A 13,358-nucleotide genomic window follows, 5' to 3' on the forward strand; every position below is an offset into this window, starting at 1 on the left:
GAGTAGTCCCCTGAAGCTGGTCGACGGTGTGCGGGGCCGCCGCGCCGGAGACGTCCGGCGGCGCGGACGCGTCGCCGACTCGCGGGCGCGAATGGCTGGCGACCGGGCGGTCACCACGGGATCGCGGCAAACGGCCGGTCGCGCTGACTCATCGTACCCAGACGAGGAGGCCCGGCTGCCCGGCCGACATGGGGTGAGCGCGGCGGCCGTGAATGCGACTACGGTGGAGGGGTGCACGACGAGCCCATCGACCCCTTCACCGGAGACCCGGCCGACCCCTCGGCGGGCCTGGACGACCCGGTCGAGGACGGCGACCTCGGCCCGTTGACCGAGGTCGAGCGGCAGGACGTGCTGGAGGACCTGGCCGATCTCGAGGTCTATCAGGCGCTGCTGGCCCCCAACGGGGTACGCGGGTTGGTCATCGAGTGCGAGGACTGCCGCGAGCCGCACTACTTCGACTGGGCCCTGCTGCGCGGCAACCTGCGGCACCTGCTCGACTCGGGCCGGCCGCGGGTGCACGAGCCGGCCTACGACCCGGATCCGGACCACTACGTCACCTGGGAGTACGCGCGGGGCTACGCGGACGGCGTGCACGACACGCTCAGCGACTCCGAGGAGGACTAGGCCGGGCGGTCAGGCGACCAGTCCGGCCCGGAAGCCGGCAGCCACGGCGTGGGCCCGGTCCCGCGCGCCGAGCTTGCGGAACAACCGCCGGGCGTGCGTCTTGACGGTGTCCTCCGAGACGAACAACTCCCGGCCGATCTCGGCGTTGCTCTTGCCGTCGGCCATTCCCAGCAGCACCTGCATCTCCCGCTCGGTGAGGCTCACCCGGCGGGCCGGCGTACCGCGGGAGTGGCTGGCGTTGGTCTCGGCCCGGCGGCTGCCGCCGAAGCGGGTCTCCGGCGCCAGGTTGCCGCGCGGGTCGGCCGCTGCGTCGCCGTCCGGTCCGCGCGCCTCCCCGCCGTCCTCGGCCCGCTGGACCGGGACCATGGCCGGGCCGGTGGGATCGGACCCGCCGCTTGGCGGCGCCGCCGGGGGCGCGGCCGGGCGCCGCCGTACCGGATCACCGGGCCGGGCCACCCCCGGCGAGCCGGCGCCCGCCGGGCGGCCGTCGCCGGGTGGCGGGGGCGGGCCGGGTCGCATCGCGGGCGGCGTCTCCGGCGCTTCGTCCCGGCCCGGCCGGCCGATGCCGGGCAGTCCGCCGGCGTCCCGGGTGGCCCGGCCGGCGCCCGTCGAGTCGGCGCCCGGACGCGCGGGCCGGCCCGGGGCACTGAGCAGCAGCATGGCCCGGGCCACGGCCCCGACCAGGTCGTGGTCCGCGGCGGAGACCAGCCCGCGCGCGCCGGCGGCGATGGCGGCGGCCGCCACCCCCGGCTCCTCCGTCCCGAACAGCACCACCGCGGCGCCCGGCGACCGGGCCAGCACCCGGCGGGTGAAGCCCACGCTGTCGGGCCGGGTCAGGGCGGTGTCCGCGAGCACCACGTCGGCCGGCCGCTCGGTGAGCCGCAGCATCACCTCCGGATCCGACACGGCGGTCCGGACCGCGGCGGTCAGGCCGAGCCGGGCCGCGGCCGCGGCCACGTTCTGCGCGGCCATCGGGGTCCGGACACATACGAGGACGGTACGCACGAGAGCCCTCCTTCCTCAGTGAGGAGAACACGACAAAGGGTGATCATGACGAGTTTCGGTGGGAGAACCGGCGAAGTTTCTTCCCGGATCCGTCCGATCGGCCGATCCGTACCGTTCGTTCTGTCCGGTTCGTGGGATCGATCCTGCGACCGACGGGACACGAGGGACGTGGTTTTCGATCAGAGACGTGTGAGCCGTCCGTGCAGCGGGTAACGCGATGCACAGGTCGGAAACGGAGCGCCTGCGCGGCCCGCCGCCCGGATCCGGACCCGTAGCTGGATGGTCACGCGGTGCCGCGCGGGAGGAGGGGGCTGATGTCGAACGTACGCAGATTGCCCGGACCCATCGTCGACCTGTGGGAATGGCAGCGGCTCGGTGCCTGCCGCGGCCGTGACAGCGCCCAGTTCTTCCATCCGGACGGGGAACGCGGGTCGTCCCGCAACCGGCGTGAGCTGAACGCCAAGGCCGTCTGCGCCACCTGCCCGGTCCGGGCCGAGTGCGCGGCGCACGCCCTTGCCGTACGCGAGCCGTACGGCGTGTGGGGCGGGTTCAGCGAATCGGAGCGGCTCCGCCTGCTCGCGGTCGGCTGGGAGGACCTCGCCGACCGGCGCCGCGCCCGGGTGGACGTGGCCCGGCTGGAGGCGCGCCTCGGTCGTCCGCACAAGACCGCCATCCCCGCGCAGCGCCAGGCGCCCGCCGCCTGAGCGACCCTCGCTTCAACGCCCGTCGGGCGTGACCCTCGCTCCCGGGGTCGCGCCCGACGCGCGCGTCCGGGCCCGACGCGCGTCCGGTTCCGACGCGCGGTCAGTGCACGGTGACCTTCACCGAATGCCAGCCGGTGGCGCCGTTGGGCGCCACCGGCGCCTCGTCGGCCGTCTGCACCTCGCCGGTGGCGTCGGTGGCCCGCACCTGGAGGGTGTGCTCGCCCGGGGTGGCCGGCCACTGCCACCGCCACTGCACCCAGGTGTCCGCCGAGGGCACCGCGGCAAGGGTGGCCCGCTGCCAGGCGCCGCCGTCCACCCGTACCTCGACCGCCCGGATGCCGCGGTGCTGCGCCCACGCCACACCGGCCACCGGGATCGTGCCGGCGGTCAGCCGGCCCTTCCGCGGCGTGTCGATCCGGGACTCGGTCTTGATCGGCCCCTGCGCCGACCAGCCCCGCGGCACCCAGTACGCGTCGAAGTCCGCGAACGAGGTCAGCTCGAGTTCGGTGACCCACTTGCAGGCCGAGACGTAGCCGTACAGCCCGGGAACCACCATCCGGACCGGGAACCCATGCTCCACCGGCAACGGCTCACCGTTCATGCCGACCGCGAGCAGCGCGTCTCGGCCGTCCCGCAGCACGGCCGTCGGCGTGCCGCAGGTCCAGCCGTCCACCGACCGCCCGACCACCTGGTCGGCGCCGTCCAGCGGCTCGGCCTCGGCCAGCAGGTCCGCGATGCGGACGCCCAGCCAGCGGGCGTTGCCGATCAGGTCCCCACCCACCTCGTTGGAGACGCAGGCCAGCGTGACGTCCCGCTCGATCATCGGCCGGGCCAGCAGCTCCGCCCAGGTCAGCGTGATGGGGTTGCGCACCCGGCCGGTGATCCGCAGCCGCCACTGCGCCGGATCGACCTGCGGCACCGCCAGCGCCGTGTCGATCCGGTAGAACGCGAAGTTCGGGGTGGTGAACCGGCTGAGCTCGGGCAGCGACAGCTCCGCGCCGGCCGGCAGCGGCGGGGCGGGGCTGGCCGGCGCGGGCAGCCGGATCGCCGCGCGCGCCTCGGTGACGCTGCGCCGGGCGGCCAGCCACCGACCGGCGTACCCGGTGAGCACCGCCGCGCCGATGGCCACGCCCGCGCCGGTGAGGAACCGGCGCCGGCCGGCCCGGAACTCGTCCACGTCATGAGCGGATTCCGGGTCCGCGGGTGGCGCGGGGATCTCCAGCGGGCCGACGAGCAGGAGCCAGAGCAGGGCCGCTCCGACGCCCACGCCGACCAGCGTGGGCAGCGCCGCCGCGGGACCGGCGCCCGGCCGGGTCACCGCGGCCGCCACACCGATCAGGGCGAACGCCGCGATGCCGGCGAGGCCGTACCGGAAGCGGCGCCGGGCCGCCAGCCCGATGAGCGCCGCGAGCGCCGCCAGCAGGATCCCCGTCCCGACCAGCAGGGCCTGCTTGTCATGTACGCCGAAGACGTCGATGGCGAACTGCTTGACCGGCGCCGGCACGGTGTCCACCACCACGCCACCCACCGCGACCAGCGGCGCCGAGCGGGCCCCGGTGGCCACGGCCACCAGCTCCGCGACCCCCAGGGCCACCGCCGCGGCGGCCACCCCGGCCAGCGCCGCGGACAGACTTGATCGGGTACGCACCCGCCCAGTCTCCCCGACCCCCGCCCCGCCCGACACCCACGTCACCACCCGGTAAGAACCCACCCACTCCCCTCCCCCACCCATCCGGGTGGCCGGGGGGAGGAATGGGTTGGGGCGGGGCACTTGCCGAGCGCAGCTCGGCGGTGCCCCGCCCCAACGGTGGTGTGCTACCGGGTCAGAAGCCCGGGCCGTGCTGGTGGCCGTGGCCGTGCGAGTGGCCGTGACCGCCGGCGCCGGCGGCCTCCGGCTCCTCCGGCTTGTCCACGACCAGGCTCTCGGTGGTGAGCAGCAGGCCGGCGATCGAGGCCGCGTTCAGCACCGCGTTGCGGGTGACCTTGACCGGGTCGATGATGCCGCTGGCCGCCAGGTCGACGTACTCGCCCTTGGCGGCGTCGAGGCCGTGGCCCCAGTCACCGCCGACGACCTTGTTCACCACGACGTAACCGTCCTGGCCGGCGTTCTGCGCGATCCACCGCAGCGGCTCGAGCAGCGCCTTGCGCACGATCGAGACGCCGGTCTTCTCGTCACCGGTCAGCCCCAGGCCGTCGTCGAGCACCGTGGCGGTCTGCGCGAGCGCGGCGCCACCGCCGGGCACCGTACCCTCCTCCACCGCGGCCTTGGTCGCCGAGATGGCGTCCTCGATGCGGTGCTTGCGCTCCTTCATCTCCACCTCGGTGGCGGCGCCGGCCTTGATGACCGCGATGCCACCGGAGAGCTTCGCCAGCCGCTCGGCCAGCTTCTCCCGGTCCCAGTCGGAGTCGGAGGCCTCGATCTCCTTGCGGATCTGCGAGACCCGGTCGGCGACCTCGCTGCGCTGACCCTTGCCGTCGATGACGGTGGTGTTTTCCTTGTCCACCACCACCCGGCGAGCGCCACCGAGCACCTCGAGACCCACCTGGTCGAGCTTGTAGCCCAGCTCGGGCGCCACCAGCTCGGCGCCGGTGAGGATCGCCATGTCCTGCAGCATCGCCTTGCGGCGGTCACCGAAGCCGGGCGCCTTCACCGCGCAGACCTTGATGGTCTTGCGGATCGCGTTCACCACCAGGGTGGCGAGCGCCTGCCCCTCGACGTCCTCGGCGACGATCAGCAGCGGCTTGCTGTCGGAGAGGATCTTCTCCAGCAGCGGCAGCAGCTCCTCGATCGCCGAGATCTTCTGGGTGGTGATGAGGATGTACGGGTCGTCGAGCACCGCCTCCTGACCCTCGGAGTCGGTCACGAAGTTCGGCGAGATGAAGCCCTTGTCGAACTGCAGACCCTCGGTGACCTCCAGCTCGGTGGCGAGCGTGGAGCCCTCCTCGACGGTGATGACGCCGTCCCGGCCGACCTTCTCCATGGCCTCGGCGATCATCTCGCCGATGGTGGCGTCCTGGGCGGAGATCGTCGCCACGTGCGCGACCGACTCCTTGCCGCCCACCTCGACGGCCTTGCCGAGCAGCGCCTCGGAGACCTTGTTGGCCGCCGCGTCGATGCCCCGCTTCAGGCCGGTCGGGTTGGCGCCGGCGGCCACGTTGCGCAGGCCCTCCCGGACCATGGCCTGGGCCAGCACGGTGGCGGTGGTGGTCCCGTCGCCGGCGACGTCGTTGGTCTTGGTCGCCACCTCCTTGACCAGCTGCGCGCCCAGGTTCTCGTACGGGTTGGTGAGCTCGATCTCCTTGGCGATGGTCACGCCGTCGTTGGTGATCGTGGGCGCACCGAATTTCTTGTCCAGGACGACGTTGCGCCCCCGCGGGCCGAGGGTGACCTTGACCGTGTCAGCGAGAGCGTTGACACCGTGCTCCAGCAGGTGCCGGGCGTCATCCGAGAAGCTCAGGATCTTCGCCATTGATGTCCCTTCAAGGCGACGCAGCCCCGGCCCGGCGAGCCGGTCCGGGGCTGGTCACTTGGATGAGGTTGCTTACTTCTCGATGACCGCGAGGACGTCGCGGGCGGAGAGCACCAGGTACTCCTCGCCGGCGTACTTGACCTCGGTGCCGCCGTACTTCGAGTAGAGAACGGTGTCGCCGACCTTGACGTCGATCGGCACCCGGTTGCCGTGGTCGTCGACCCGGCCCGGGCCGACGGCCAGCACCGTGCCCTCCTGCGGCTTCTCCTTGGCGGTGTCGGGGATCACAATGCCCGACGCCGTGGTCGTCTCAGCCTCGTTCGCCTGGACCACGATGCGGTCCTCGAGCGGCTTGATCGCAACCTTGGTCGCGGTAGTCACGGGCATACCCTCCTGGGGTATCAGGTTCCTGTGCTGACCGGAAGCCGGCCAGCGTCAATCTCTGCCACATGTCCACCGGGCGGAACCGTCGTCGCGGGTGCCGGTCCGCCTGGCGTTGTTGCCCGCGGGCGAACCCGCGAGCTGGCACCCTCGATGCGAGAGTGCTAATCGCAGGTTATTCCGCCGCTAGCACTCCGTCAAGGAGAGTGCCAATCCGGCGGGTGCGGGGTGCGGGGCGGCCCGCCCACTCTGGGCGGTCAGGCTTGATCCCGACGTGGGCGGGCCGCCCCGCACCCCTGGGTCCGCTCGGATGCGGTGGGGTGGCTGAGCAGAATGCGATCGTGAACAACGAACAGTTCGAGGTGTTGCGTACTCCCGAGGGGGAGGCGGCGCTCGGGGCGGCGGCCGCGGTGGCCGGCGGCGACCCGCTGGCCGCGGCCGCCGCGCTCCGCTCGGCCGGCGTGCCCGCCGGGCTGGCGGCCGCCGCGCTCACCCAGGCCGAACTGCGGCGGCGCGCGGTCGGCAAGTTCGGCCCGGACGCGGCCCGGATGTTCTTCACCCGGCCCGGGTTGGAGCAGGCCACCCGGGCCGTCGTGGCGGACCGGCGCGCCCGCCGGCTGCGCGCGGCCGGGGTGCGCACGCTGGTCGACCTGGGCTGCGGGCTGGGGGCCGACGGCCTGGCCGCGGCCCGGCACGGCATCCGGGTGTACGGGGTGGAGGCCGATCCGCTCACCGCGGCGGTGGCCTCGGCCAACGCCGTCGCGCTCGGGCTGGCCGACAGGTTCACCGTGCAGCACGGCGACGCCCTCCGGTACGACGTGTCCGGCTTCGACGCGGCGTTCTGCGATCCGGCCCGGCGGCGCTCGACCGGCGGCCGCATCTTCGACCCGGACGCGTACTCGCCGCCGTGGACGTTCGTCACCGACCTGATCGCCCGGATCCCGCGCACCGTGGTCAAGGTCGCACCGGGGGTCGACCACGGGCTGATCCCGACCGGGGCCGAGGCGGAATGGGTGAGCGTGGCGGGCGACCTGGTGGAGGCGGCGCTCTGGTGCGGCCCGCTCGCCGAGGTCCCCCGCCGAGCCACCCTGCTCGGAAAGGAAGGGCCCCCTGTTATCGCCTCCGGTATAGCAGGGGTCCCCTGTTACCAGCTCACCGGCGACGGCGGCGCCGAGGCGCCGGTGGGGCCGGTCCGCCGCTTCCTTTACGACCCCGACGGCGCGGTGCTGCGGGCGCACCTGGTCGCCGAGTTCGCGGCGGCCGTGGGCGGCAACCTCGCCGATCCGGAGATCGCCTATGTGTACGCCGACCGCGCCGTATCGACCCCGTTCGCCCGCTGCCTGGAGATCACCGACACGCTCCCGTTCTCGCTCAAACGGCTCCGCGCCCTGCTGCGGGAACGCGGGATCGGCCGGGTCGAGATCCTCAAGCGGGGCTCGGCCCTGGTCCCCGAGCGGCTCCGCCGGGACCTGCGGCTGGCCGGGCCGGCGGGCGCCAGCCTGGTGCTCACCCGGGTCGCCGGCGCGCCCACGGTGCTGATCGGCCAGCCCGTGAACCCGCGCCCCTGATCGACCGGGCCCGTCCACGCGCGGGCGCGGGTTCCTCCCCGCTGCCCGGACCGATCCACGCCGGGCCGCTGTGGCGTCGCCCCGGCGCGTTGTCGAACCGGATCCGCGCCACGTCGTCGCGGGCCGCGCCCGGCCGCTGTGGCGTCGCGCCGGCGCGTTGTCGAACCGGATCCGCGCCACGTCGTCGCGGGCCGCGCCCGGCCGCTGCCGCGTCGCACCGCCGTCGCGGCTCGGGCCGGGCCGCTGTGGCGTCGCGCCCGGCCCGGCCCGCGCCGGGCGGGCTGCCGGCAGGGTCGAGCGCCGGCAGGGTCGGTGGCCGGTAGGGTCGGTGGCCATGGCGGGACAGGGAACGCCGGCGACCGCGCTGCTGGCCCGGCAACGCGTACCGCACACCGTGCACCCGTACGACGTGCCGGCCGACACGCCGCACTACGGCGCCGAGGTGGCAGCCGCGCTCGGCGTACCGCCGGACAGGGTCTTCAAGTCGCTGGTGGTGGAGGTGGACGGCGCGCTCGCGGTCGCGGTCGTGCCGGTGACCGGCGAACTGGACCTCAAGGCGCTGGCGGCCGCCCTCGGCGGTAAGCGGGCCGCCCTCGCGGACCGGGCGCTCGCCGAGCGGACCACCGGGTACGTCCGCGGCGGCATCAGCCCGCTGGGCCAGCGCCGCCGGCTACCCACCGTGCTGGACTCGTCCGCCGAGGCCCTGCCGGAGATGTACGTCTCGGCCGGCCGGCGGGGTCTGCAACTGCGGCTCGCCCCGGCCGACCTGATCCGGCTCACCGACGCCACCACCGCCCCGCTGTCCGCCTGAGCGGCCGGGCTATCCGGGCGTGCGGGGTGGGGGGCCGTACTTGGCGGCCGCCGCGTTCGCGGCCGGGCAGTCTCCGGTGGGCCGTCCGCAGGCCGCGAGGTCGCACAGCCGGCAGATCCACGCCCCGCCGTCCTTGGCCCGTACGACGTTGGCCATGACCCGGCCCAGCAGCGCGCCCAGATGGTCCCGATCCGCGGCCGAGAACCCGTCCAGCGCCTCGTTCAGCACCTCGGCGCGGGCCGCCCCGATCCGCTCGGCGGCGTCGCGACCCGCGGCGGTCAACGCGACCGACCGGGACCGCCCGTCCCCGCCGGCGCCCCGGGTCACCAGCCCGGCCGCGGCAAGCCGGTCGACCAGCCGTACGGCTCCGGACGGGGTGAGGCCGAGCACCCGGCGCAGCTGGTCCAGGGTCGGCCCGTCGAGGAACCGGTGCAGCGCGGAGAGCGCCGCGGCCGCCGAGGCCGACTGGTCGCTGGCCTCGGCGGCCGCCGCCGCGGTCCGGTCGGTGAGGACCAGCGCGAGAGCGCCCAACACGTTCCCCACCCCGGCCGCCGCGGGCGTGTCGGGGAACTCGGTCACGCCGGCTCGTACTCCAGGGTCAGCGGCATGTGCGGGTAGTCGGCCTGGGTGGACGCGCTGGTCGCGGCGCCGGTGAGCCCGGCCAGGTCGCCGGTCGCCGACCCGGGCACGACCTCGGAGTCGCCGCGGGCCGTGGTGCCGTCGTACGTCCCCGTGCCGCGCAACACGAACGTCCCGGCGCGGCCGTCGAGGGTGGCCTCGATCCGCATCAGCGTCGCGTAGCTGCTCGTGCCGTCCGGCCGATAGAACATCAGCCCCTCGAAGGTGGCCGCCGTGACCGCGTCGTCGGTGCCGCTCAGCGTCACCTCGGCCCGGGTGAACCGGCTGCCGTCCGGCAGCTCCCGGTAGGGCTGCTCGTCCCAGGACTCGATCTTGAGCTTGGTATCCAGCTTGGCCATGCCCTCAACCTATGTGTGACTCAGTCATACGTCAACCGGAACGCCCGGACATCCCCGCGGGGCGCTCCCGGCCGGCAGCGCCGGCCGGTGGCCGTCCGCCGACCGGTGGCCGTCCGCCGACCGGTGGCCGTCCGCCGACCGGTGGCCGTCCGCCGACCGGTGGCCGTCCGCCGGCCGGTCGCCCTCCGCGGACCGGTCGGCCTTCGCCGACCGGTCGGCCTCCGCGGACCGGTCGGCCTCCGCGGACCCGTCACCAGCCCAGGCCCGGTCATCGAACGTGGGCCGGTTCGCCCTCCGCGAGCCGGTTGCCCTCCGCCGGCCGATCACCCTCCGCCGAGCCGAGGCCGCCGGCCGCCGGCCGGTCGTCGAGCTGGCGCCAGGTCCGGTCCACGAACGGCAACAGCGTGGTCAACAGGTACGCCGCGGCGAAGACCACAAGACTCACCCGGAGTCCGATCGCGGTGACCAGGGCCCCGCCGAGCAGGCCGCCGAGCGGGATGCCGGCCCAGGACATCGCCTGGGACATCCCGAGCACCCGGGTCCGCAGCGCCGCCGGCACCCGCTCGTACAGCACCGCGCCGAGGATCGGATTGAGCCCGGCCAGGGCGATCCCCCCGGCGAAGGTGACCAGATAGACGAGCCAGGGCTCGGTGGCGAACGCCGTGGCGAACATCCGCGGCGACCCGCCGATCAGGAAGCCGAACGCGAAGACGCTCCACCGCGGCACCCGGGGCGCGATCGCCACGAAGACGAGGTTGCCGAGCACGGCGCCCAGGCCGGTGAGCCCGAACAGCAGGCCGAGGGCCGCCGCGGAGCCCACCACGTCGCGGGCCCAGACCGGCGCCAGCACCGCCGAGTAAGCCTGGTCGAAGAGGTTGGTCAGCACCACCATGATGCTGATGGCCAGCACGATCCGCTCCCGGCGGATGAACCGCCAGCCGGTCCGCAGCGACTCGAGGTACGACTCCGCCGGCGCGCCCGCCGACCCGCCCGCCGCCGCCGATTCATCCACCGACGCCGGTCCATCCACCGACGCCTGCGCGGCAACCGGAGCGGATGTGGACCGGCGCGCCGGCACGGCCAGCAGCACGACCAGGGCACCGAAGGCGAAGGTGGCCGCGTCGATGAGCAGCACGGTCGGCGCGTCCAGGGCCGCGATCAGCAGGCCGGCCAGCGGCGCGCCGAGCATCCCGGACAGGCGGCTGAGCCCGTCCTGCAGCCCGGTGGCGCGGGTGAGGTCCATTCCCGAGTCGGGGACGATCTGACCGAAGATCGCCTGCTTGGACGTGTCGCCGAGGGCCCGCAGCAGCCCGGCCACCGCCACGGCCGCCAGCAGGGCGCCGAAGCCCAGGTGGCCGGAGCGGTAGAGCAGCGGGATGCCGGCCACCGCCACCGCGCTGACGGCGTCGGCCGCGATGCTGGCCCGGCGGACGCCCACCCGATCCAGCAGCGGTCCACCGAGAGCGCAGCCCAGGACGTACGGCAGCATCTCGGCGAAGGCCATCACACCGGCCTTGGCCGGGCTGCCCGTGAGCACCAGCACGAACCAGGGCAGCGCCACCATCGACATCCGGCTGCCGATCCGGGACACCGTCTCGGCCGCGAACAGCCCGATCAGTCCGGCCCGGCGGTTCACGACCGGTCCTCCGCCCGCTCGCCGCCCTCGGGCCCGGCGGCCCGGATGAACGGCATGACCTGCCACTGCAGGATGACCGGCTCGGTGCCGGGTGGCGCCGGGGAGTCCGGGTCGTCCTTGCGGTACCGCTCGACCAGGGCGAGGATCTCCTCCTTGAGCTCACGCGACTCGGCCGGGGTCAGCCGGAGCCGCTGGTCGCTCAGTGTTCCGGTGCCCTCCCAGTCGCCGTCCCAGTCACCCTGCAACGCGGGCCACTCGCTGAGCCAGTGGTCGATCCGGTCGATGTAGAGCGCGGCGACCGCGCGCAGGTAGGTCTCCACGTCGCCGGGCGCCTCCCGGCTCACCTCGTAGCCCAGCGAGGTGCCCCGGTGGGCGGCCTTCCACCACCGCTCCCGGCCGGCGCCCCGGTCGGGATCCTCGACCACGAAACCGTGCTGCGCGAGCTGTCGCAGGTGGTAGCTCGTCACTCCAGAGGACTGGCCGAGCCGCTGGGCCAGCAGGGTGGCCGTGGCCGGACCGTGCTCACGGAGCGCCGTCAGCATCTTGACCCGCAACGGATGCGCCAGCCCGCGCAGCGAGGTGGCATCCGGGCGAACGATTTCCCAAGACATGTTTGCAAAGATAAGCTTGCAAAGACTTCTTGGCAAGGCCCGCGCCCGCACCCGTACAGACGCCGCCATGCGACGATGCGGCGATGACCCGGGACGTGCCGGACGGCGACCTGGACCGCCTCACGGCGGGACTTTCCGCGCTGAGCCGGCTGGTCGTCGGCATCACCGCGGTCGCGGTGGGGGCGCTGGATGTCGAGCTGACACTCACCCAGCACCGCATGATCGTGCTGCTGGCCACCACCGGACCCCGGCGCACCGTGGATCTGGCGGGCGACCTCGGCGTACACCCGTCGACCGCGAGCCGGACCGGCGACCGGCTGGTCCGGCGCGGGCTGCTGGCCCGCCGCCGGCTGTCCGACGACCGGCGGGTCTCCTGGCTGCACCTCACCGACCGCGGGCGGGACCTGGTCGCCGAGATCGTCCGGCGGCGCACCGCCGAGCTCCGCCGGCTGCTCGCCGCCGTACCGGCCGAGGCCAGACGGACCCCCGCGGACCTCATGGATGCCCTCGTCCTGGCCGCCGGCGAGCCATCGGAGCCCGCCTGGTGGCAGCACTGGGCAACCTCATCCCGCCCCCCCGGCGCCGACATCCCCGCCCAGGACTGACTCCCCGGGCGATCTTGCACTTTGGGCCACGTATATATCGCTTACGACATGATTTGCCCGGGCCAAAAGTGCAAGATCGCCGAAAGGGGCGGGCGGGGGGCGCGAGAAAAAGCGTGCATGGATGAACGGATCGACGGCGTCCGCCGTACCACCCTTCGAGCGCAACCCCGGATCACAGAGGTGGTGGCAGGCATGCCGGAGCAAGGGTCTCGACGTACCCACGGACGGGCGCGGACCGGGACCGGACCGTCGAGGACGACCCGGTGGGTCGCGGCCGCCCTGGCGGGCCTGGCCGCGGGCCTGGCGCTGATGCCGTCCGCGGCGTCCGCGGAGCCGGCGCCCGCCCAGCTGAACGCGGCCGACCAGGCATTGCTCGACGGGGTACGCCAGGCCGGGCTGTGGGAGATGCCCGCCGGCCAGATGGCCGCCGAGAAGGGCAAGCGGCAGCGGGTACGCGAGGTCGGGGCCGAGATCGCCAAGCAGCACGTCCAGCTGGACCAGATGGTGGTGGACACCGCCAACAAGCTCGGCGTACGGATCCCCCCCACGCCGCGGCCCGACCAGCAGGGCTGGCTCACCGAGATGCAGAAGGCGGAGGGTGACCGGTTCGACCAGACCTTCGTCACCCGGCTCCGCACGGCGCACGGCAAGATCTTCCCGGTGATCGGGGCGGTCCGGGCCAGCACCCGGAACGAGGACGTCCGCAAGCTGGCCGACGCGGCCAACATCTTCGTGATGAACCACATGAAGATGCTGGAGAGCACCGGCCTGGTCCGGTACGCCGAGCTGCCGCCGCCGGCCGTCCCCGCCATGCAGAACGAGGGCATGTTCGCCCGGGCCCGCGCCAACGCCGGCTCGGGCGCCCCGGTGAACAGCACCATGATCTGGGTCGTCCTGGTCGTCGCGCTGGCCGCCGGCGGCGTCGCCACGGTCCGCCTGATCCGCCGCTGACGGCCGCAAGGAAGG

Annotated in this window: 14 protein-coding genes; 6 read left to right on the forward strand and 8 right to left on the reverse strand. The window is 74.1% G+C overall.

Going from position 1 to position 13,358, the window contains the following annotated elements; translation table 11 throughout:
* Positions 1 to 231: 231 nt before the first annotated feature.
* Entirely contained in the window at positions 232 to 624 is a 393-nt protein-coding gene (locus tag ACFFHU_RS00895) for a DUF5319 domain-containing protein (protein WP_377334643.1), read from the forward strand.
* 9 nt (positions 625 to 633) lie between these two features.
* Here the strand turns inward: ACFFHU_RS00895 and ACFFHU_RS00900 are convergent, their stop codons facing one another.
* Positions 634 to 1,629, reverse strand: coding sequence for a response regulator transcription factor (locus ACFFHU_RS00900; RefSeq protein ID WP_377334644.1), 996 nt, complete (start codon positions 1,627 to 1,629; stop codon positions 634 to 636).
* Between the two features lie 314 nt (positions 1,630 to 1,943).
* On the opposite strand from ACFFHU_RS00900, the gene ACFFHU_RS00905 reads away from it, so the two are divergent.
* Positions 1,944 to 2,333, forward strand: a complete 390-nt coding sequence (locus ACFFHU_RS00905) for a WhiB family transcriptional regulator (protein ID WP_377334645.1) — start codon at positions 1,944 to 1,946, stop codon at positions 2,331 to 2,333.
* Between the two features lie 100 nt (positions 2,334 to 2,433).
* Here ACFFHU_RS00905 and ACFFHU_RS00910 read toward each other — a convergent pair whose 3' ends face one another.
* From ACFFHU_RS00910 to groES, 3 genes are all read right to left on the reverse strand, one after another.
* Entirely contained in the window at positions 2,434 to 3,981 is a 1,548-nt protein-coding gene (locus ACFFHU_RS00910; protein WP_377334646.1) for a sulfite oxidase, read from the reverse strand.
* Between the two features lie 175 nt (positions 3,982 to 4,156).
* A complete protein-coding gene (groL, locus tag ACFFHU_RS00915) occupies positions 4,157 to 5,803 on the reverse strand; it encodes a chaperonin GroEL (protein WP_377334647.1) in 1,647 nt (548 codons plus the stop codon).
* 72 nt (positions 5,804 to 5,875) lie between these two features.
* Positions 5,876 to 6,184 carry a co-chaperone GroES gene (groES, locus tag ACFFHU_RS00920; RefSeq protein WP_512699508.1) on the reverse strand — a complete coding sequence of 103 codons (309 nt, stop codon included), beginning with the start codon at positions 6,182 to 6,184 and terminating at the stop codon, positions 5,876 to 5,878.
* Between the two features lie 341 nt (positions 6,185 to 6,525).
* Here groES and ACFFHU_RS00925 point away from each other — a divergent pair, with 341 nt between their 5' ends.
* Entirely contained in the window at positions 6,526 to 7,752 is a 1,227-nt protein-coding gene (locus ACFFHU_RS00925; protein ID WP_377334649.1) for a class I SAM-dependent methyltransferase, read from the forward strand.
* Positions 7,753 to 8,086: 334 nt separating this feature from the next.
* Positions 8,087 to 8,563, forward strand: a complete 477-nt coding sequence (gene ybaK, locus ACFFHU_RS00930; RefSeq protein ID WP_377334650.1) for a Cys-tRNA(Pro) deacylase — start codon at positions 8,087 to 8,089, stop codon at positions 8,561 to 8,563.
* Positions 8,564 to 8,572: 9 nt separating this feature from the next.
* On the opposite strand, the gene ACFFHU_RS00935 is transcribed toward ybaK, so the two are convergent.
* From ACFFHU_RS00935 to ACFFHU_RS00950, 4 genes are all read right to left on the reverse strand, one after another.
* Positions 8,573 to 9,142 (reverse strand): MarR family winged helix-turn-helix transcriptional regulator, encoded by a 570-nt coding sequence (locus tag ACFFHU_RS00935; protein ID WP_377334651.1) that lies wholly within the window; start codon positions 9,140 to 9,142, stop codon positions 8,573 to 8,575.
* Positions 9,139 to 9,540: a DUF3224 domain-containing protein gene (locus tag ACFFHU_RS00940; RefSeq protein WP_377334652.1), complete on the reverse strand. Its 402-nt coding sequence runs from the start codon at positions 9,538 to 9,540 to the stop codon at positions 9,139 to 9,141. The genes ACFFHU_RS00935 and ACFFHU_RS00940 overlap by 4 nt, the downstream gene beginning before the upstream one ends.
* A 268-nt stretch (positions 9,541 to 9,808) precedes the next feature.
* Positions 9,809 to 11,176: an MFS transporter gene (locus ACFFHU_RS00945; RefSeq protein WP_377334653.1), complete on the reverse strand. Its 1,368-nt coding sequence runs from the start codon at positions 11,174 to 11,176 to the stop codon at positions 9,809 to 9,811.
* Positions 11,173 to 11,787 carry a helix-turn-helix domain-containing protein gene (locus tag ACFFHU_RS00950; protein WP_377334654.1) on the reverse strand — a complete coding sequence of 205 codons (615 nt, stop codon included), beginning with the start codon at positions 11,785 to 11,787 and terminating at the stop codon, positions 11,173 to 11,175. Before ACFFHU_RS00950 ends, ACFFHU_RS00945 begins: the two co-directional genes overlap by 4 nt.
* A gap of 83 nt (positions 11,788 to 11,870) precedes the next feature.
* Here ACFFHU_RS00950 and ACFFHU_RS00955 point away from each other — a divergent pair, with 83 nt between their 5' ends.
* Positions 11,871 to 12,392, forward strand: a complete 522-nt coding sequence (locus tag ACFFHU_RS00955) for a MarR family winged helix-turn-helix transcriptional regulator (protein ID WP_377334655.1) — start codon at positions 11,871 to 11,873, stop codon at positions 12,390 to 12,392.
* A gap of 192 nt (positions 12,393 to 12,584) precedes the next feature.
* Positions 12,585 to 13,343 (forward strand): DUF4142 domain-containing protein, encoded by a 759-nt coding sequence (locus tag ACFFHU_RS00960; protein WP_377334657.1) that lies wholly within the window; start codon positions 12,585 to 12,587, stop codon positions 13,341 to 13,343.
* The last annotated feature ends 15 nt before the right edge of the window (positions 13,344 to 13,358 follow it).

The organism is Plantactinospora siamensis, assembly GCF_042434095.1.
In the GTDB taxonomy this organism is placed as follows: domain Bacteria; phylum Actinomycetota; class Actinomycetes; order Mycobacteriales; family Micromonosporaceae; genus KBS50.